The following is a 19,665-nucleotide window of genomic DNA, read 5'->3' as shown; positions in this document are numbered from 1 at the left end:
CTAAGACTGATATCGAGGATGGCAATTTAGTTTACTTGCCGAACGGTCAGTCAGCTAAAAGTGGCTTGAATAAATCAATGCTTGATGCTGCTCACGGTCAATTTGCTAGTGTTCTCAAGTATGTCGCTTGGAAATTGGGTAAAAATGTTTTGTTCGTCGATCCAAAGGGAACTTCTCAATATTGTTGGAACTGCCTCAACAAAGTACCGAAAGAATTGTCTCAGCGGTGGCATTCTTGTCAATGCGGTGAGTCTTTGGATCGAGATGAAAACTCAGCTAAACTTACTTATTAGAAAAATTGGTCTGAATCATCAAAGTGGCGGGGGAACTCCGTCACTCAAAAAAGCCTTTGCAGAAAAGGAAAAAGAAGCCTGCGGTCTAACGGTACTCCGTTGACCGTCAGGTTCGTTCACAGACAAGTGGCTAGAGCTCTAGCTAATAGTTGAGCACTTTGAAAGCGATCCCCAGGTTTAGCTGCGGTGGTTCGTAGAATGACCTCCCGCAACTTCGGGGCGATCGTTGGAATATTCTCGAGCTTAAATCCGTAACCTCTAGCAATTTTTCCGTAAAACTTTTGAGGGCTTTGGGCTGTCAGCAAAAAAATCAAAGTCGGCCCAATAGCATATAAATCTGACTGAGGGAGAGGCTGTCCCCGGTCTTGTTCTGGTGCGGTGTAGCCTTCAACGCCGATGCGAGTGCCCGGAGGAGTGCCGATTTCTTTAACGGCGCCAAAATCCAGCACTGTAATGCCATTGTCGCGGTGGCGCACTAGCAAATTGGCAGGTTTAATATCGCGGTGGACGATCGGGGGTTTTTGAGAGTGAATGTAGTCCAAAATTTCACAGGTTTGGATCATCCACTCGATCGCCTGTTGGGGAACAACTGGCCCGCGATTGTAAATGCGTTTTTCTAAATCCTCGCCGTGAAGCATTTCCATCACCAAATATTTTTTGCCACCTTCGACAAAAAAGTCAAAAAACTGAGGAATGCCTGGATGGTGCAGCGCTTTGAGAGTTTTAGCTTCACGTTCAAACAGTTCTTGAGCTTTGACTATTTGAGCCATGTCAGCATTCATTTCCTTGAGAACTACCAGAGAAGCTGCGGGAGAACTTCCCGGTTGTTGAGCTTTGGCTTTCTGTCGATCCCAGGCTAAAGTTGTTGTTCCCATACCGCCTTGGCCCAAAGTTCGCAGCACTTGGTAGTGGCGGATTGTGCGATCGACTTTAATCGGTTCCCCACAGTGGATGCAGAATAAATTACCCGGCGGATTTCCAGCGTGGGTACACTGTGGCGTGCCAGGATTGAAAGTAGGGATCGCCTCAATTTTGCCCCCGACTTGAATAGTCAGAACTTGGAAATGCAGAATTGGGCCGCCCCGCGCCAATTGGATCAGGGCACCGTCGGATATCCAACCCTGAGACATGAGAGTACCGTTAACAAAAGTGCCATTTGTCCCGGAATTGACTAAATACCACTGGCGGTTAGCACCGCTTTTAACTCTTTGCAATTCCACGTGATCCCGCGATACCAAAGCATTGGGAATCACAACATGATTTTCAGGAGAGCGGCCGATGCGGACAATGGACTCGTTCTCGAAACTCCACTGTTGCAGAGGGGTATTTTTTTCTGGATCTAAAAGAGTCAGCAGCATTTTAGATTGATGTGATTAATCTGCCACTTGACACTCTCCGGCGTGAACGCACTGAGATTCTTGGCTCACCGAGATCACTTAACCTAGATTCCTTGCGTTGTCTAAGCCAGAGGTGAGACTCTCCCCAAGCGTTACTTCGGGTATGCCCTACCCTAGTTGCATTGCTGCAAGTCCTGTTTAGCTTGAAACAAATATGCTTCAAAAACCGATCGCCCGTGTTCCTGTGAATCTTTTACCTGCTGCCAGGAGGAAGCTAGAACAATGCAGCAGAACTGCATAGATTCAATTGTCAAGGTTCAGCGCTTCGTCTTTCGACAGCAAGGTTTTTTAAGTGGTTGATTACCTTTACCACTGGTACAATTCTACCAAAAGCCGTCGTAGAACGACGGGGTTTTAGACCCAAATTTTCGATAAAATTGATACACAGTGGATAATACTGATATGTAGGACACATAAGAAACTTGTTTTTTTGATGCTTTCTAGGTGGTCGGCTCTTTCTAGTCTAGAGGGTGAATTCAGGACGACGGATCTTGACTCGCCGATAATGGGAATGAAAGATTAAATAATCGCTGCGTTTAAGTCCCGAGCGATCGACAGACTGCAACATTCACAATCAAAAACTCGTTCTTTTAATCGCATTACTTGAATGCGATCGCAAGCCGAACAAGTTTTTGATGACAGATGCCAAAGTTGGTGTTTCCTTTTCCTGCAACAATTGCAGGTTTAACCCAGGCTGTCAGGGGCCGCGGTGCTACCTTTGCAAAAATTGGCAGTATCTCAATTCTAAAATCGAAATGGGCCTACCTGCGCCCGAATGATAATTGCCGTGATATTGTCATGACCGTTGCGCGTGTTGCCCAGTTCAATCAAGTCGGCAACTCCCTCGTCGAGATTAGCTTGGGGATTGAACAGAGGTTCGAGACTGTCACGCCAGTGAGTTTCTAACAAATCATTATCTGTCAAACCGTCGGAGGCCAAAATCAATAAAGTATCTTCCGACAAGTCTAAAAACTGCACGTCTGGCTTGAGAAAATTGCCGTCTCGCGGGCCGATGGCTTGAGTTAGTTGATAGGCGTCGGGACGGGAATAAGCTGTTTCGGCGTCAACCCCGCGCTTAATTTCGCGCTGGCCTACTTCGTGATCTGAGGTGATTTTTTCTAGTGTCTGTCCCTTTCGGAGTCGGTAGAGACGACTGTCGCCGACGTGAGCAACCGCGAATTTGGTGTCTTGAACTAAGACTGCGACTAGGGTTGTACCCATGCGGCCGCTGCCGGAGCGACCGTCCTTTTGATTGATTTCAAAGATGGCTTTGTTGGCTAGCAGCACTCCCTCGCGAATGGTATCAGCGTCGGGTAGTTGATTTTCCCAACTGCTTTGGAAGAATTCTCTGAGGGTTTCAGCGGCTAATTGACTGGCTACTTCTCCGCTGTCGTGTCCGCCCATCCCGTCGCAGAGAATGTAAAGCCCTTTGGTTTGAAAGATGCGACCGAAGGAGGTTTCGAGTTTGTTAAGCTGAGTCCAGATGCTGAAAAAGTCTTCGTTGTGCTCGCGGGTGCGGCCGACATCGGTGAGACCTGCGTTTTCTAAACTGTAAATCTGGACGGGCATGGGCTGGGTTAAGACCTCACCAACAACTTCGGGGGGCGAGTTATCGGGGATGTCTGTTTGGAAACGGGTGGGGGTTAAGGTTGGTGAAGGTGCGGATTGGAGTTCGAGGGGAACGGTTTCCAGGCGCGATCGCAATTCTTCTATAGTGTTAATCTCGCCTTTGTACATTTGTTGCAGCAGTTCGAGCAAGGCGCCAAACTGAGTGCGCTCGGACTGGTTAAATATCGCCTGCCACAATTGTCCCAAATCTACCAGTTGCAGGTTTGAGCCGGCGGGTTCGGGATAGAGGTATTGCAACCGCAAAGAGGCAAAGGAAAAGGAAGAGTCGGGATTGACCCGCAAATTTGTCAGTTCCAACAAGCTTTGGCGGCAGCGCCAGGGTTCGAGGGCCGCCCAAAGTTCGGTCATTTCGTGCAACCAGTACACAATTTGCTGGGTGGAAGTTTCGGGTTGACTCCAGCGTTCTACCAGCAGCGGCCATTGCGAACAGTCTTCTAGCAGCAGTACGGCCTGTTGGTTGTCTGACCAGCTATCGTGAATGACTGGCAGGTTGTGAGAGAAGTGCCACCGCAGTGCCAGATAAGGTTCAGCTATGCCTTGGCAAAGTTCTGCTAAGGCGGAATTGGTCGCATTTTCTCCGGCTTCGATAGCTGCGGTGTAGGGGGATGTGCGTTTGGCGACGCTGGCAGAGTTGGCTGCTAGCATTGCTTTGAGGGGTGACAGTTGCAGCGGCTGACAGTCCAATACTGTTGCTGATACTGTGTCTGAGGGTTTTCTTGCTGGCAAGGTTTCTAGGAGTTGGTAGCGCTGCTGGCTGTCTAGATACGCTCCTGCTGGCTGGGAAGGGATTAAATATTCGGAATAGGGGGCCCAGATTTTTGGGGATGGGGAAGATGCGCCCTCGGGGTTCTCTGTTGCTTCCTGGGTTGGTTCTGGCGGTGGTACGGTCGTGAAAATGTTGTCCGATGGGGTTATTTCGCGTTCTGGTGTTGTATTAGAGCTTTTTTGGTCTGTTTGAAAGGATTCGGTGGCGATCGCCCCCACGACGATTTCAGCGCCACTAATTTCTGGGCTGGGGGATTCGGCCGCATCAAGTTGTGGAGAATCGGCGGTGATTTCTGTTTTAATGGTGTCTGCGATCGGTTCGGGAGAGTTTTGGGTCGATCGGGTTTCTGGAAAATTGTCGGTTTTTTGTGTAAGCTCGGCTGATGGTGTAGTTGACTGCTGTAGCTCGCCTGCTGGAAAGTTCGATCGACCGCAGATAATCGCCCGCCACACTTGACCTGTTGTGACGCCACAATTCTGACATAATTCGGCGCTAACAGCGACTTGGGTTCCACATTGGTGGCAAGCTTTGTAAGTTAGGGAATTTCCGCATTGTTGACAAAACTTGTTTAGATTGGGATTTTCAAATTGGCAGCGGGGACAGAGGAGCATAGGGGTTTTATATTGGAGATGTGCGATCGAGTGAAAGCGGTGGAGAAGTTTTGGGTTTGGGGTGGTAAGTTTTGACACTCTCAGGTCTAAAGACACCGAGATTCTGCGGACAGAATAGGCTTTGGTAATATCCAAAGTCTAACTCTCGCTGGGAGTCGTCAAACACCGTCTACCCAGTTGGTTTAAGCCTACACCTAACTTACTGGCTACTTTTCTCAGAATGTTGGCAGCACCATTTAAGTCTGCATTCACCACCCTGCCATTAGCTGACTGATACAAGCCACGTTTAATTCGTTTTCCAGATGCTTTCCACCCAGATGGTTTTTCACCATGTTGGGGCAGGGAGTCTCCATCCAAAAAACTAGCTTTCGACGTATACGCTTCTTCGGTTTCAGCAAACCTAATGCCATGCAAATCACAGAGTTCTTTTAACCTATTTTTCAGTTTACCTAAAGGCATTTGAACAAACTTTTGATTATTCACTTTGCCGAGATTACTGTTAGACTTGAAACCTTCATTCCACCCAACTATCAGCGTGCCAATTCCGGATTTCAGGCAATGGTTGACGATCAACTTTGCAGCCTTATTGATACCATCACGTATTTGGTGATTGCGTTTGCGGGTTACACGGTCTAGCCAATTATCCCAATAACCTTCTGGCTTTCCTTCTGTTCTCGTTGCTACTTTCTTGTTCCACAATTGATTCATCGCTTTCATAGCACGAGCATCAATCAAGAAGGAGTTTCCTAATGTATCGACACAAGCTGCTAAATTATCAGCCGTTCCCAAATCAATTGATAACGCTTGATTAATGTCCAGATTATGTGTTTTTTTTTCAACCTCGTAGGACATCTCAAGATAAAAAGCACCATTCTTAGGGAGAATTGTAAACTCTTTAACATCAGAAAAATCAAGATTTGATGGCATAGGTAGAAAGAATTCAGAAACTCCAAACCACCTTCTCACCGTCAAACCCAAGGAAAATTTTAACTGATTGCCAACAAGTTTCGGTCTTAACCCTCCAGAATTAGGATAAGCTACTTTGAACAGCTTAGACCCTTTCAGGTATCCCGGTGGCTTGGGCTTAAAATGCAATTGACCTTTGATGTACAAATCTCTTAATTCTTTAAAAGATTTGAAGGCTTCGGTGACAGACATCAATGTTTGTTGCATTGGTGTTGATGGCAATGATTTAGCAACCATTGATTTTGAAACTGACGATTCAACAGACAAGTCAAACTTTCCAGTCAACAGTTTTCCGGTCTTAAAAAAAATCTGACGAGCCAAATAAACGCCACTATTATACAGTTTGCCAGATTGTTGACAGAGATACTCTAACAAAGCTTTAAGCTCTTTGTTAGGAGACAGCAATACTGGCTGAACTCCCATTATTTTTTTTATTTTATTCACCTCTGTTTTCCTGAATATTGCTTGAATTGTCTACTTTTGGCTATTATACTAGACATCTCAACCTCGCTCCACAAAATATTTAAGAAAAAATAAATAAAGAACACGGGGACTCAAGTCCCTCGCGTCGCTTCCCTCTCAGGACTAAAGTCTCTGAGTTTCCCGCATTCCGTATTGATTTACGAGTTTTGAGTTTTGAGCGTGACTCGCAACGGATAACTCCCATTGCCCTACCACTTATTTTATCGGCATCGATTCAGAACTAATACCAATTCTCTAAAATTGTGCAACAGTCTTCGACCCCCCCTAGCCCCCCCTTGCTAAGGGGGGGAAAGAAGAATACTGTTGCATTCTTTTTTAAAATTGGTATAAGATATTTCTTAAAACTCAGATGCGACATCCATGTCAGGAATCAGCCCTGCGAGGGAGAGGGGGAGAGGGGGAGAATGGGAGAGGGGGAGAATGGGAGAGGGGGAGAATGGGAGAGGGGGGGGAGATGATTGAGATGATTGAGATATAGAATTTAAATTGGGTACAGTTTGGAAGCATTTACTATCTAAGATTTTGCCTGTTTGCCTGACAAAAAACTGATTCGATCTGTGGGACGGGCCCGAAAGCCTGTTATATCGTTTCCGGTTGTATCGTCAGGTGATTTAACCGCAGAGAACACAGAGGACACAGAGAGAGAAGATAGAGATGAATACAGGACGATGCAATCGGATTTGATATTACGGAAAAAAGTGCAAGGTCTCAATTAAAAGAGAGTGTCTGTATAATCTTCTTGGAAAACGGTCTCTCGGGCGATCGACACAATGGTAGAAAGAGGTACTTCACAGAAATATTTTCGCCGGAATTGTTCTTCGGAGACTGCGGCTAGGAATTGCGCTGCGTAACGGGCGGCGATGGGGGAATTTGGCACCAAGAATTGAGTTGAGGGGCTAGAGAATAAGGGTTTGGAGGTGTGAACTCCGATTTCTCTGGCTTCGGGTTGTCTGGTGATGTGAAAAGCCCGATCGCGATAATTGACTTTGAAACCGAGATGTTTTAACGTTGTGAATCCAAGTTGCAGCGACGTGTCACTGATGCCGAGTTTTTGGCGGAGTTGCTGTCGGGTGACGGGTTTGTTGGTGCGGCTGAGGTATTTGGCGATGCCAATTAGCTGTTGGCAGATTTGCTGCGGTGGTAGCAATGGAGGTAAAGTATAGGCGATCGCGAGTTTTTTCTGAGTGTGCTGTGCTTGCCGAAACCAGACGCGCAATTCGTCCCAGCTTGCGGGGCATTCTTTGAGGATAATCGAGTTTTCGCGATCGAGCATTGGTGAATTGTCAGCTAGATTGTCGATCGGTATTTCAAATTCCAAGTTTGTGCTAACTGCTAATAACTCTTCATCATTATTTCTATTCCGCCAGTCAAATATCCAATCAATTTTAGTCTGGGAACTAACTTGTTTGTCATCCGTGCGTTCCCGCACTGCTATCAACCGCACTTCATAGTTCGACGTATAAGTATTGAAATCGAGTTCGACAGTCGCATCGCACCGCCCTTCGGGAACTTCATCTCGGTAATGTCCCCACCAAATGCCGGGAAAGCCTGCATGACTAGATTCATCCCAAATTTCAAAAGAAGTTTTGATATACTTTACTTCTTTTCCCTGTGAATCTTTAATATTTCTATTGTAGATATTCTTAAACCAGCAATTTTCAATCAGCAATTTAGGTGCGGGATTGCCCATGCCGCAGGGTTCAAGCAATTTCAGTTCTTGAAATAACTGTTTGCCTAATTCCGCAACTGTAATTTTCAAGTCTGCTAGAACTGGTGCCGCTGTCAAACTATCTGCGCTGTATTGCTGTCGGAGTTGCTGATTTATAGCATCCGTAAATAGCGGGATATTTTCAACTGGGAGACTCAAGCCTGCCGCGAAGGGATGACCGCCGAATCTATCCAATAAATGCGCTTGGTCTTTGACTAATTGGTAAAGGTCGATTTGATTGGCCGAACGGGCAGAACCGCGGGCAATTTTAGATTTTGGATTTTGGATTTTAGATTGAGAAAGTGTTTCTAAATCCGAGTCAAAAGAATCTATAAATTTAGTTTCTGGAATACTTTCTTTGATTTCTTCACTTCCTTCCGTGCAGAATAAAATTACCGGGCGGCCGTATTCTTGGGCGATTTGTCCCGCCACTAATCCTAATACTCCTACGGGCCATTGTGGGTCGCTGAGGACGATGACGCTGGTGGTTGAGAGGTCTAGTTTTGCTAGTTTTTCGGCTGCATCTTTTGCCACATCTTTTTGCAAAGATTTGCGCCTGGTGTTGGCAATTTCGGTTAGATTTGCTAGTTCTTCGCAGCGTTTTTTGTCCCGGCTGGTGAGGAGTTCTACGCAGAAGCTGGCGTCGCCTTGAATGCGACTGACGGCGTTGATTCGGGGGCCGAGGCCGAAGGAAATGTCGGTTGGGCGATCGCCCGCTCGTTTGCACAGTTCGAGTAATTTTGCAACTCCCGGACGGGTGGGATTTGTGATTTGTTTTTGCAGTTGTTCGATGCCGAGTTGTGCTAGGTAGCGACAATCTCCTGTAAGTTGGACTAAATCGGCAATTAAGCCGATCGCCACTAACTCCAATAAATCTGCGATCGGTCGTTGCGGAATATCCGGCAATGTGTGGTATAGTGCTTCGATTAATTTGTAAGCTACCGCAACGCCGGACAGGTTAAACAGTTGGTGGTTGGGCGAAAAGTACCGGGGATTGATGATTGCCGTCGCTGTAGGGCGATCGTCCGGTAATGTATGATGATCCGTAATAATTGTATCAATACCTAGACTTGTAGCATATTCAATTTCATCAATATTTGTGCTACCAGTATCGCAGGTAATAATTAAGCTAATTCCAGATTTATGTAACTTGTTTATTCCGGGAATATTAAGACCGTGAGATTCTGTTAAGCGATTGGGAATGTAATAAGTTAGTTGGTCATTTTGAACAAAAAACTCTCCCAGTCCATCCCACAAAACTGAGGTTGAGGTAATCCCGTCCGCGTCGAAGTCTCCCCAAATAGCGACTTTCTCACCGCTGTTTCGTGCTTGCTGGATTCTTTCCATCGCCCAGTTCATTTCTAAGCCGAATTCAAACGGACTTGCTGGTTGGTAAAGTTGGGGATTCAGGAAACCTGGTATTTCTTCCGGGTTTTGAATTCCTCTATCCCAGAGAAGTGCAGCCGCATAGTTTCCTGGGAGTTCTGGCGCATAATTTCTGACAGTTTGAATCAGCCAGTCTGGGGGTTGAGTTAAGGGTTGATTTTGCCATTCTTGAAGTGTTTGTGTCATAAGTTAATTCATTAATTCAAGCCGGGGCGGGTTCACCAAAAAATTTTAATTCAAATCGACAATATCTATAAACCTGCCCCCACCGATCGAAAAAAATTTATAATTCCAAACCTCAGAAACCGGGTTTTTTCCTAGATTTGTAGTTACTGAATGCAAAACTTCGTATAAACTGGGTTTTTCGTCTTCCAATGCGTTCAGGATTGACATAATATTATGCCATGTCGAGTAAGTTAACCATAATTATAGTAGGGGCGGGTTCGCCAACAAACTTTAATTCAAATCCATAATATCTCTAAACCCGCCCCGACCGAGCTTTAGTTAAATAGATATTTCCTCGATTATAGTAGGGGCGGGTTCGCCAACCAACTTTAATTCACACCCATAATATCTCTAAACCCGCCCCGACCGAGCTTTAGTTAAATAGATATTTCCTCGATTATAGCAAGATTTGGCAACCAATTAGTGGGAGTTTCTGCTGGAAGATTTGATGAGGAAGATGTAGAGTCTTGGGTTCGGTTGCAGCGAGTGGCGAATTGACAGGAATCGCAAAGATTGGAAATAATTGGTACTTGGGGGAAGAATTCGCCACCTTCGGTATAGCGCTGTCGCCAGTCGGTTAGCTGCTGCAATATTTGGGTTAAATCTTGTTTTGTGCGATCGTGTTCTATTTGATTGTAGGAAAATGTGAGTTTTTGTGGCGGTTCTTCTCCTTGCAATTGTACGAACCAGTATGTCATGGAAACTTGTTCCGGGGAATAGTCGCTAGTTTCTACTAAAACGTATAAATAGAGTCGGGTTTGCCAACTTTCGGCTATCCATTTTGATTTTTGAGGGCGGGGATAGGTTTTCCAGTCGAGAATTTGGGCAGAGTTTGGTTCGGCTATTAGCAAGTCATAGATAACGGTGAATAGGTAGTCTTGAAAAATCAGGATGCGGGGGTGTTCGGCTTGGCGGAAAATTTGGTCGCTATTTTCTGAATTCGCAAAAAGTTCGGGGGCGGCGTTGATAAATGCTGCCACACATCGTCCTAATTCTGGGTCTTGTTGGGTGATGGATTCAACCGACAATCCTAGTTCTCGCTGCTGCATCAAAAGGTGAAAGTGACTGCCCCATGTGAGTTTTTCTTTATGTTCGGGGGAGGCGGTGCTGGCGAGTAGTTCTAGGTAGCTATGCTGGAATTTGCGGGGGCATTCTTCAAGGATTTTGAGTTGGGTTTGGGAGAGTCGCAGCATTTTTGAGGTGTGATTTTTTTGAGCTTGTGGTAAGATTTTGTTATGCAAATTATGAAAATTAGTAATTCTTCAGATTCCGAAAGAATCTATTATTTTGAGATAATTTACTTCAATCATCAGCATCAATAAATAGGGCTGACAAATCTCGATAACCACTGACAAATCGAAAGATTTCTACATCCTGTCCGATCGGCATATAGAGTATGAGATAGTTATCCATTGGGAGACTGCGTAGGCCTGGTAAAATCTCGTCTCGTTGTCGTCCAAGGTTGGGAAACTGAGCAATTTTGGCAAATTTTTCGTCGAGTTTGCTTAAAAAGCGATCGGCTTTATCGAGTCCCGATTGACTAGCGATATAGTCTGCAATTTGCTCGATATCTTGAATTGCGGGTTCGGTGAGGCGAAATTTTGGAGTCATGCTTCTGATGAAGTGTAGCGCGATCGCAAATTAGCGCGGATTTGTGCCATTGCGGTTGCACCGTCTACGACTTCACCGCATTGGGATGCTTGCTGGCCAATTAGTGCATCTCGTTGAAGTTCTTGCAATCGTCCTTGATAAATATCTTCTTGTTGTTCGAGGAGTTGAATGCCTGCGAGTATAACTTCGATCGCACTTTTGTATTTGCCAGTCGTGAGTTGACGCTGCACGAGGGCTTCGACTTCAGGTGACAAAACAATTTGCATAGTGTTGGAAAGCAGAAGTATTGGTTATATTATAGACTAGACAATTTCCTAGGATTATAGCGATCGCAATACCTCTTCAAACTCTCGCAGCGCCACACTAGAACCAATCTGCCAAGCGCGATCGCAATATTGAGGAATTAACGTTTTGAGATCGTAACCGGGAAACCACCGACTCCTTTGAGACTCACGGTACTGCTGCGACTCGAACTGATAGATCGATAATTGACTTTGACGGTAAACCCAGAGTTCCAAAGGTGCGATCGCTTGATAATCCTCTGGTTTAGTCGTGCAAGTCAGATCGATTTCAATCGCTAAATCTGGAGGTGGATCTGTTTCTAAATCAATCCGCTCATTCCCTAATATTTGCTCGCGATTGTCGATATAAAAACAATAATCTGGTTCAATTCCCTGTTGGTTAATTCGCTTCAGCGTAATGGGAGTAAATGCGTCCCAATCTCTGCATTGATGTCGCAGTAAAGCTTTGACCAAATCTGCAACTATATCTGCATTCTTACCATGTCTTGGCAATGGTGACATAATTCTAATTTCTTGAGTTTTGCTGCTGTAACGAATTCTCAATCCAGCTTTATCCTCTCGACGGGCTAGCAATGCCTCGTAATCTTGCCAAGTTCTAAATCGCAGAATGAGTTCGTCTCCTGCTGCAAGGGAAATTGTACCTTCAGTAATTGTGGGTAATATCATATTTTCATTGCCACCAAAGATGGCTGCTTGCTAATTATACCAAAATTAAAGCTAGTATTTTCTAGGAATTGTCTCTCACCTACAAACTTCCAATTTGTTGAGCAAACCACATCGCGGCCGTTCCATTTCCTTCATTCAAAAGCTTTAAAGTCTCCGAAAGCAAAGCAATTGGCAATCCCTCAAGTGCTACCGAAAAATCGCATTCCTGATACTTCCCATTCTCCTGCAATCGAAATGCCAACACTCTCACGCCCTTAATATCTACCACCCAATACTCCGGAATTCCTAATGCAGCATACAAGCGCTTTTTTTCATCTAAATCGCTAGTCAAAGTAGTATCAGAAATCTCCCCGACTAAATCGGGAACTCGCCATTGATTGAGATTAATGCGGCGCGGTTCCCCTTTTTGCCACTCCGGGAAATCCCCTCCGATGTATAAAACTTTATCTGGCGCACCTGAACCCACTTGAGGTTTCTCAATTACACAACCGCTGAGAGAATCAAAAGTTTGTCCTATTTTAGTTGTAAACCACACAAAAAATATGATAGTAAACAAATCGTTAAATCTGGCGTGCTGAGGCCCTTCATTACCCATGTCGATCCAAAGATATCCTTCGTAAAAAAAAATTTTGGCTTCTGCTAAAGGCGGATTTTCGCAAGCCGCTATATAATCTTCCCACGTGGCGGCTTGCCATTGTGGAATTTGACCCGCTTCAGGAAGGATGAATTTTGCAGTTGTCACAGTCATAATTCACCAACAAGTTAAGGATAGTTTTATACTAGCTTATCTGATTTTAGCTAAACAATAAAAACCTGTGCAGCTTAGCTTAAAGTTTGTAGTTTAATCTCAAACTGACATAACTTTCCAATTTTAGAGGGCGATCGCGCGAAAAAACCTCCTACTTTTAGAGGGCGATCGCGCGATCGCCCCAAATGTTAGTCGGGTTGCAAGTCAAACACTAACAGCAGCGAAGCTTGAGGCACGAGTTGACGCAGACACAGCAAGTGGCCCTCAGCATCCGATCGCCTGCGAAACCGACATACAACAGTCCGCTGCATATTTGGCATCAGTTTGGCGATCGCCCAAGGGTAAAGGTATTTTTGGTACGCGATCGCACTAGGATTCGCGGAGAATCCCTCTTGATAACCGTTTTGTGGCATGATAGTTTAGTATTCTCTATGGACTACAGGAAAGGGCGTTAGTAAGTTTCTTGGCGGGAATGGACTAACGCCTCTACTACTATGATTAAACATCACACAAGTCATCTCCGTCAATACTTAGCGGCAAAGTTTAACGGTTTTTTAGTCAAAAGGTTCAGTCAGCAATGGATCTGAGAGCCTTAAGAGAACGTGCAGGGCTGAAAATTATAGACGTAGCACACATACTAGAATGTGCAGAATCTTCAATTCGCAACTGGGAAAAAGGTCGAACATTACCCAAAATGGAAGTTTGGCAAGTATTCCGAATGCGGGACTTGTATCGATGTACCGAAGCGGAGTTGGTGCTAGCTGTCAGAAAGTCAATGCCGACGGAACAGAAAGAACAGACAAAATTGATGGAGTAACGATTATTTTGCTTGTCCGCGCACCCTCCGGACTTTGGTTTTGCAGGCGCGATTTAAATCGCCTCCTTCCTAAACTTAATCGCACATCACAAAATCACTCTTTTGTCAGTACAAAAACACTGCCTTCATTCCCGCGCCCAATCCGTAAATCGCCATCCAAATAAGTAACATCCAGCCATCCCTGCTGTTCGCGGGTATCCAGCCCAAAATCTACAGCAGCGAACTTTTTCCCCGACTCAATTTCATTGATATATTTGGCAGGAGATTCATAGCCGATTAACCTGCTTAAACCCAAAATCGATCGCTCAAACTTCACCTGCACTCGCCGTTCCGAAGTCGCCTCAAATCTGGCCGCGACGCTGACAATTCCTTCTAAGTAAGGCAAGCCGTAAAGTTCGGCAATGTTGTAAATTTTGGATTCTTTGACGCGGATGGATTGATAAATTTGACCCAATTTCAACAACGGAAAACCGTCAAGATTCAGCAGGGCGCGGCTGCTGGTGTACAACAACCGCCAATCGCCATCTAAAAGCTCTGGGGCTTCCAGAGGGCGTGGTGTGGGGTTATAATCTTCCAATTGGGCGATCGCACTTAAAATCACCTGTTTGTCGTTTGGAGTCGCCAGCAAACCGCGATTCTTACCAGCAATTATCTCTAATAGTGCAGATTTTTTAAGCATAAGTTGACAGTTGACAGTTGACAGTTGACAGTTGACAGTTGACAGTTGACAGTTGACAGTTGACAGTTGACAGTTGACAGTTGACAGTTGGCAGTTGACAGTTGACAGTTGACAGTTGACAGTTGTCATTAGTTCATGAGTTATGCACGGAGACTAAATAAATCGTTTTTTTACTCAGATTTATAATTGGGCTTCTCTGTACGCATTCGCACCCTACATTTACTCTAATATTCAATCGGCGTCCGGCGGACATCGTTTGTTTAGTAACGGTTTCAACCGCAGGTTATTATTGGATTAACAATTCCCAATTCCCAATTCCCAATTCCCAATTACCCATTCCCAATGACTAAAACACCAAATTTTACGAGATAGAGTAGCGTCCGATAGAGGTATGCTGATTCTTGCTCGTTTGTGGCATAACGCCTGAGAACTTCGCCGACTTTGAGAGCACCCTTTTGCTCGATCGCATTTAACATCTCTATCTGAACCTTAACAGAGATTCTTCGGTCTTGACCGAAGCTCGTAAACCAAATTGTGTGCAACTCTCTCAACAGTTCCGGTGTGGCGATCGCACCCAGACTCAAGATCGTATCATCGGTTAAAGTTCTAGTCGCATAATGACCCAACACCCGAAATGGATCGTCGCCCAGCGGATAAGGCGGCTTCCCGGCTTTTGCAGGTGCAGACTCTGGTGCAGAAACCCGAATTTCAGCTAATTCCCGCCACAACTGTTCGTAAGCAGCAATTACTACTTTCCAATCATAAATATCTCTCGCTCTTTTTCTCGCACTTTCGCCCATCCGCTTTCTCAATTCCGGGTTTTCAATTAATTTGCACAAAGCGCGGGTGCAGGCATCAATATCAACTGCTGTGGCTAGGGAAGTGTGACCCATGTAAGTCGGCCAATTCAAACTCCCGTCGAGATAATTTAGCGCTAAATCTAAACAAGCTTCTGGGGGCGGGATGAGTGTGGGAATGCGGAAGCCGTCGATTTCGTGCCGTACTGATTCTTTGTATCCGTTCCAGTCGGAAACAATTGCCGGCAGTCCGTTGGCCATTGCTTCAATGGGTGTTAGTCCGAAGGTTTCTTGAATGTTGTCGGACAGCGAAATAAAAATATCGGAGGCAGACCAAATATTAACTCTAATTTCCGGCTTTCTGCCATCTACAAAAATAGCATTCACAGACGGACAAAAGATTTTCGCGCTATTTTTAAAGTCGGGTTCTTCTCTCGGATCTTCGATCCAACCGGCTTGAATTAAGTGAATTTTCGCCTTTGTTTGTTGGGCGGCGCGTTCCAAGGCGATGTACATTGGTACCGGATGAGCTTTGGCAGAGAAAGTCAATCGCCCGACAAATAGCACGACTATATCGCCCGGAGAAATGCCGAGTTCTTGTCGTTGTCGATCGCCCGCCTGGACTGCTTCCACACCCTGCGGAAACGCGCTGCAATCCACTCCTAGGGGAATAACTGGCAATTTCACCAAAATTTCGGGTTGACCGCCGTTGCGCTGCGCTAAATATTCTGACCACTCTCTGAGAACTCCTTCTACTGTGTTTTTCACGGCGTTAGAGGTGCAGATGAGGGCATCCCAAGGTTGAACCGGTGCAGTTATCAAATTGCCGATCGACTCCATGACATACTTAGTTGCGATCGTATGGGTAACGCCACAAACGCTGTAAGCCCGCTGATTGACAAATCTGCGCCCCCAAACCATATCGGCAAGGGCGGGATCGGGTCGATAGATTGTACCTGGTTGAGATAGCAAATCTAGTCGATCCGTCGAAATCCAGCGGACTTTCCGAGGTTGTTGCAGCCAAGGTTGGATGCGCGAACAAAACTCCTTAAATGTTGCTTCGCTGTCTGTGCAACAGTAGAGAGAGTCAGCAGTACCGTGTTGGACTAAGCTTTTGAGAAATCCTTCTCCGGCTGAATGACGCCCCAGAAGTCTTTTCCCTCCGGTGTCGTAACCGTCTTTGTGGTATAAAATCGCCGCTGTTATATCCATCCTGAGATTTGTTGTTTGAGAATTGCTTGAACAAGGTAAAAGGCTTTCACAATCAGGCTTTGACGCAAAACCAGGAAACAGTTCTAACTCAACCGCTGGCTGGCCCCGTGTCCCGCGATACTTTCAAAAACGATCGCCTCAGATTACAATACTTATGGCTAAAGAGGGATTGGCAATATCGGATTTTAATGTTATCCTGGCGCCCATGGTTGGGGGCGATCGCCCGAACCAGTCAGCCATCCTATCCGATCCGGAACCAAAGAGTGTCTGTGGTATAATGCCTTAGCTCTGCTAAATGCCCGATTTGCAAGTGTTCGATGGAAGGAGCAGTCAGTCGGCACAACATTAGTTCTACTCGATCTCGTCTTTGTCTTTAGAAACCGATAATCATGTACAACCCATCTCTGCGTCAAATACCTCGCCACTTGCCTGCGGATGTAATTCCATTAAAGCAGCAATCTTCTCTTTTAGACTGGTTGGAATCTAACAATCGCCTCTTAGCAAGGGATGTCCAAGAACCCGACTATCTGCACGAAGAAGAAATTTCCGAGTTAATGGCAGTTGACGACAGTCCTTACGATGATTTAGAAGAAGAAGCAGAAGATGATGCGGGTGTAGGGGACGAATAACTGTAGATATGGTTAGTCGATTTTAGATTTTATATTCACTTGCAGCTTTGCGAATCACCGGAAGCCGAACTTGAGTCTAAAATTTGGGGAGAATCGATTACTAAAGTTTAGGGCTGGTACCGTTTTTGGCTGGTCAACGAATCAACCGGAAACAGGGAAGAAAAACCAAGAGATTTCCCAATCTCCTGTATTCCACCCTATTCCCCAATTTTCAAATGCTTATTTTCAAATGGTGTGTGTTGAGGAGTGATATGGATAACTTTGTGGATGAGAAAATCCCTTTTACTATGCCTTTCAAACTTACAGGCAGGAATTTATTCCTGCTGCTAGGTTTGGGACTCGGCATTGTAGCGATCGGTTTAGATGTAGCAGCGGGTAGATTTTTGGATGCGCCTGCATCGCTATTTATGCCACTAGCTGTTTGTGCTCTCGTTGCATCGGGTTTAGGTTATCTGGTTGTGCCCGTACTCCAGCAACTGAAAGCCGGACAAATAATTCGCGAAGACGGCCCCCAAGCCCACTTGAAAAAAGCGGGAACGCCGACAATGGGAGGCATATTTTTTGTGCCGGCAGGAGTCGCAGTAGCATTACTTTGGTCGAGATTTAACTCAGATGTTGTTGCCGTATCGGCTTTAACTTTAGCTTACGGTTTCATCGGCTGGCTCGACGATTGGCAAATTCTCCGCCGCAAGTCGAATAAAGGTATTTCACCTCGGATGAAATTGGCTTTGCAAGTAGGTTTTTCAGCTCTTTTTTGTCTGTGGCTGATGTTCCACAATCCAAGTATTTCTACGAACGTTGCTTTACCTTTCGGTTGGGTATTGCCTTTGGGTTTCTTGTTTTGGCCGCTGGCTAGTTTTGTGTTAGTTGCCGAAAGCAATGCTACTAATCTTACCGACGGCGTTGATGGTTTGATGGGAGGCTTAGGTGCGATCGCACTTTTGGGACTAGGCGCATCTGTAGCATCAACTTCGCCAGAATTAATGATATTTTGTGTCTGCATTAGCGGCAGTTGTTTCGGTTTCTTAGCTCACAACCGCAATCCAGCCCGGGTATTTATGGGCGATACAGGTGCGTTAGCTTTGGGCGGTGCTTTGGGTGCGGTAGCTTTATTAACAAATAGCCTTTGGATATTATTAATAATCAGCGGTATTTTCTTTGTAGAAACTCTGTCAGTAATTGCTCAAGTAGCTTATTACAAAGCTACAAAAGGCCCTGATGGCATTGGCAAGCGTCTTTTAAGAATGGCTCCACTTCACCACCATCTAGAACTCTGCGGCTGGCTGGAAACTCAGGTTGTTGGTATCTTTTATTTAACTAACGGGGTGTTAGTGTTAATGATTTTGATGTTGACTGGTAACAGTTAACAGCGGATTAATAACAGACTTTACAGCATATGTAGCTGATATTTACAGCCATGTTGAAAAACAAATAAGATGCCCGTTACACAAGAACTTCATGCAGTTGTGGAACGGGCATCTTGCCCGTTTTAGATAGAATAAAAAACAGGCAAGATGCCTGTGCCACTAATATTAAATCTAGCTAAATCACAGGCAAGATGCCTGTGCCACTAATATTAAATCTGTTGTGGAACAGGCATCTTGCCTGTTCCAAGCTCATAAGCTAAAATGATGATATAGCCTTTATCAGAAAGATGAGGTATGACTATAAATGGAGTTTTTGATGCGACCTCGCTTACTATATAATAAATATAAGAGGGCTTAAGCCCAACAACGTACCTCACTTTTTTGAGAACCGCTATAATAGCCCCAGTTAATGCAATGGAAATCAAAAAAAGACAGGGCAATATTTGGATAATTGCTTCATCTGCCAGCATTCTATTGCTAACTGTGAGTTCCTTTTTTTACTGGAAACTTGTTAGACTGGGTTATGCTGTTCCCATTCCCTACATTTTAGATGTTTTTTGCTTAAGTAACTGTCCGGCTGATGAGTTAAATGTTTTACACACCCAATTGCCACCAGATAATTTATTCAACTACGGCAAACCCCTATCACAAATTTTAGGCGAACCGGATAAGTTAGATAAAACTAGAATTTCCATCCTGGTGGAAAAATCAAAATACAGGCTGACTGTATATGAAAAGAAAAAGCCGGTCAAATCTTATCCTGTTGTATTTGGCAGCAATCCCGCAGGCGATAAACTAAAAGAAGGCGATTCGCGGACGCCGGAAGGAATTTTTAGCATAAAAGATTTTTATCCTCACGCAGCTTGGTCGAAATTTATCTGGCTGGATTATCCCAGCAAACAATCTTGGCGAAAACATATCAAAGCCAAGCAAGCAGGTACAATCAAATGGTACGATAGTATTGGCAGCGAGGTTGGGATTCACGGCGTGCCTGCTAATTCAGAGAAAATTATCAAAGAGCGATCGAATTGGACTTTGGGTTGTGTTTCTCTGGAAAATAAGGATGTTGACGAGTTGTATCAGTTTGTACAACAAGGTACAGAAGTAGAAATTATTCCATAACTGGTTCGAGCGTTCGGAATGCAAGTCCTGATTGACTCAACAACCAGCAGAGAGGACTGAAGTCCTCACTACAAACTGGTAAGAGAGGACTGAAGTCCTCACTACAAACTGGTAAGAGAGGACTGAAGTCAAATGGCACTGAAAAAGTGGCCAAAAAAAATCTGTAAGGCAAGATATACATAGATAATTGCCTTACAAACCAAAATATCTGTTTCCATTATGCCAAATCGTGCGTCCATTCTCACACAACA

At 45.0% G+C, this 19,665-nt stretch carries 21 protein-coding genes; 6 read left to right on the top strand and 15 right to left on the bottom strand.

The features are described 5' to 3' along the window. On the top strand, window positions 1–293 hold a 293-nt coding region (locus QZW82_RS30410; protein ID WP_293157529.1), incomplete at its 5' end, for a transposase. A 116-nt stretch (window positions 294–409) separates the two neighbouring features. Here the strand turns inward: QZW82_RS30410 and QZW82_RS30405 are convergent. The 13 genes from QZW82_RS30405 to QZW82_RS30345 all read right to left on the bottom strand — a co-directional run bounded on the left by QZW82_RS30405 (window position 410) and on the right by QZW82_RS30345 (window position 13,204). After that, entirely contained in the window at window positions 410–1,651 is a 1,242-nt protein-coding gene (locus tag QZW82_RS30405) for a protein kinase (protein ID WP_293157526.1), read from the bottom strand. Window positions 1,652–1,803: 152 nt separating this feature from the next. Continuing rightward, the gene (locus tag QZW82_RS30400) at window positions 1,804–1,944 is read right to left on the bottom strand and encodes a hypothetical protein (RefSeq protein ID WP_293157523.1); all 141 of its coding nucleotides are present in this window, start codon (window positions 1,942–1,944) and stop codon (window positions 1,804–1,806) included. Window positions 1,945–2,209: 265 nt separating this feature from the next. Then, window positions 2,210–2,332, bottom strand: a complete 123-nt coding sequence (locus QZW82_RS30395; protein WP_293157535.1) for a zinc ribbon domain-containing protein — start codon at window positions 2,330–2,332, stop codon at window positions 2,210–2,212. 102 nt (window positions 2,333–2,434) lie between these two features. Next, a complete protein-coding gene (locus QZW82_RS30390; RefSeq protein ID WP_293157520.1) occupies window positions 2,435–4,696 on the bottom strand; it encodes a serine/threonine phosphatase in 2,262 nt (753 codons plus the stop codon). 138 nt (window positions 4,697–4,834) lie between these two features. Beyond that, window positions 4,835–6,106, bottom strand: a complete 1,272-nt coding sequence (locus tag QZW82_RS30385) for a transposase (protein ID WP_293157517.1) — start codon at window positions 6,104–6,106, stop codon at window positions 4,835–4,837. Between the two features lie 751 nt (window positions 6,107–6,857). After that, complete coding sequence (locus QZW82_RS30380) at window positions 6,858–9,425, bottom strand: DHH family phosphoesterase (protein WP_293157514.1); 2,568 nt, start codon at window positions 9,423–9,425, stop codon at window positions 6,858–6,860. A 45-nt stretch (window positions 9,426–9,470) separates the two neighbouring features. Then, window positions 9,471–9,632: a hypothetical protein gene (locus QZW82_RS30375; protein ID WP_293157511.1), complete on the bottom strand. Its 162-nt coding sequence runs from the start codon at window positions 9,630–9,632 to the stop codon at window positions 9,471–9,473. A 209-nt stretch (window positions 9,633–9,841) separates the two neighbouring features. Beyond that, window positions 9,842–10,657: a PD-(D/E)XK nuclease family protein gene (locus QZW82_RS30370; RefSeq protein WP_293157508.1), complete on the bottom strand. Its 816-nt coding sequence runs from the start codon at window positions 10,655–10,657 to the stop codon at window positions 9,842–9,844. A gap of 109 nt (window positions 10,658–10,766) precedes the next feature. Next, window positions 10,767–11,075, bottom strand: a complete 309-nt coding sequence (locus QZW82_RS30365; protein WP_293157505.1) for a type II toxin-antitoxin system RelE/ParE family toxin — start codon at window positions 11,073–11,075, stop codon at window positions 10,767–10,769. Next, window positions 11,072–11,329, bottom strand: coding sequence for a type II toxin-antitoxin system ParD family antitoxin (locus QZW82_RS30360; protein WP_293157502.1), 258 nt, complete (start codon window positions 11,327–11,329; stop codon window positions 11,072–11,074). Before QZW82_RS30360 ends, QZW82_RS30365 begins: the two co-directional genes overlap by 4 nt. Window positions 11,330–11,395: 66 nt before the next feature. Further along, window positions 11,396–12,043, bottom strand: coding sequence for a Uma2 family endonuclease (locus QZW82_RS30355; protein WP_293157499.1), 648 nt, complete (start codon window positions 12,041–12,043; stop codon window positions 11,396–11,398). A 79-nt stretch (window positions 12,044–12,122) separates the two neighbouring features. Continuing rightward, entirely contained in the window at window positions 12,123–12,791 is a 669-nt protein-coding gene (locus tag QZW82_RS30350) for a Uma2 family endonuclease (RefSeq protein WP_293157496.1), read from the bottom strand. Window positions 12,792–12,979: 188 nt separating this feature from the next. Then, entirely contained in the window at window positions 12,980–13,204 is a 225-nt protein-coding gene (locus QZW82_RS30345; protein ID WP_293157493.1) for a hypothetical protein, read from the bottom strand. Window positions 13,205–13,368: 164 nt separating this feature from the next. Between QZW82_RS30345 and QZW82_RS30340 the strand changes: the two genes are divergently transcribed. Beyond that, window positions 13,369–13,608 (top strand): helix-turn-helix transcriptional regulator, encoded by a 240-nt coding sequence (locus tag QZW82_RS30340; protein WP_293157490.1) that lies wholly within the window; start codon window positions 13,369–13,371, stop codon window positions 13,606–13,608. A gap of 94 nt (window positions 13,609–13,702) precedes the next feature. On the opposite strand, the gene QZW82_RS30335 is transcribed toward QZW82_RS30340, so the two are convergent. Both QZW82_RS30335 and QZW82_RS30330 read right to left on the bottom strand, forming a co-directional pair. Then, window positions 13,703–14,287, bottom strand: a complete 585-nt coding sequence (locus tag QZW82_RS30335; protein ID WP_293157532.1) for a PAP/fibrillin family protein — start codon at window positions 14,285–14,287, stop codon at window positions 13,703–13,705. 329 nt (window positions 14,288–14,616) lie between these two features. Then, complete coding sequence (locus QZW82_RS30330; protein WP_293157487.1) at window positions 14,617–16,296, bottom strand: glycosyltransferase family 4 protein; 1,680 nt, start codon at window positions 16,294–16,296, stop codon at window positions 14,617–14,619. Between the two features lie 26 nt (window positions 16,297–16,322). On the opposite strand from QZW82_RS30330, the gene QZW82_RS30325 reads away from it, so the two are divergent. The 4 genes from QZW82_RS30325 (at window position 16,323) to QZW82_RS30310 (ending at window position 19,414) form a co-directional block, all read left to right on the top strand. Then, the gene (locus QZW82_RS30325; protein ID WP_293157484.1) at window positions 16,323–16,574 is read left to right on the top strand and encodes a hypothetical protein; all 252 of its coding nucleotides are present in this window, start codon (window positions 16,323–16,325) and stop codon (window positions 16,572–16,574) included. 111 nt (window positions 16,575–16,685) lie between these two features. Next, complete coding sequence (locus QZW82_RS30320) at window positions 16,686–16,925, top strand: DUF3134 domain-containing protein (RefSeq protein ID WP_293157481.1); 240 nt, start codon at window positions 16,686–16,688, stop codon at window positions 16,923–16,925. A 251-nt stretch (window positions 16,926–17,176) separates the two neighbouring features. Continuing rightward, window positions 17,177–18,292 (top strand): phospho-N-acetylmuramoyl-pentapeptide-transferase, encoded by a 1,116-nt coding sequence (gene mraY, locus QZW82_RS30315; RefSeq protein WP_293157478.1) that lies wholly within the window; start codon window positions 17,177–17,179, stop codon window positions 18,290–18,292. Between the two features lie 414 nt (window positions 18,293–18,706). Further along, window positions 18,707–19,414 (top strand): L,D-transpeptidase, encoded by a 708-nt coding sequence (locus QZW82_RS30310; RefSeq protein WP_293157475.1) that lies wholly within the window; start codon window positions 18,707–18,709, stop codon window positions 19,412–19,414. The last annotated feature ends 251 nt before the right edge of the window (window positions 19,415–19,665 follow it).

This window comes from Microcoleus sp. bin48.metabat.b7b8b9.023 (assembly GCF_013299185.1).
In the GTDB taxonomy this organism is placed as follows: domain Bacteria; phylum Cyanobacteriota; class Cyanobacteriia; order Cyanobacteriales; family Microcoleaceae; genus Microcoleus.
Note: the sequence above shows the minus strand (reverse complement) of the source record. Positions and strands in the feature narration are given on the sequence as shown.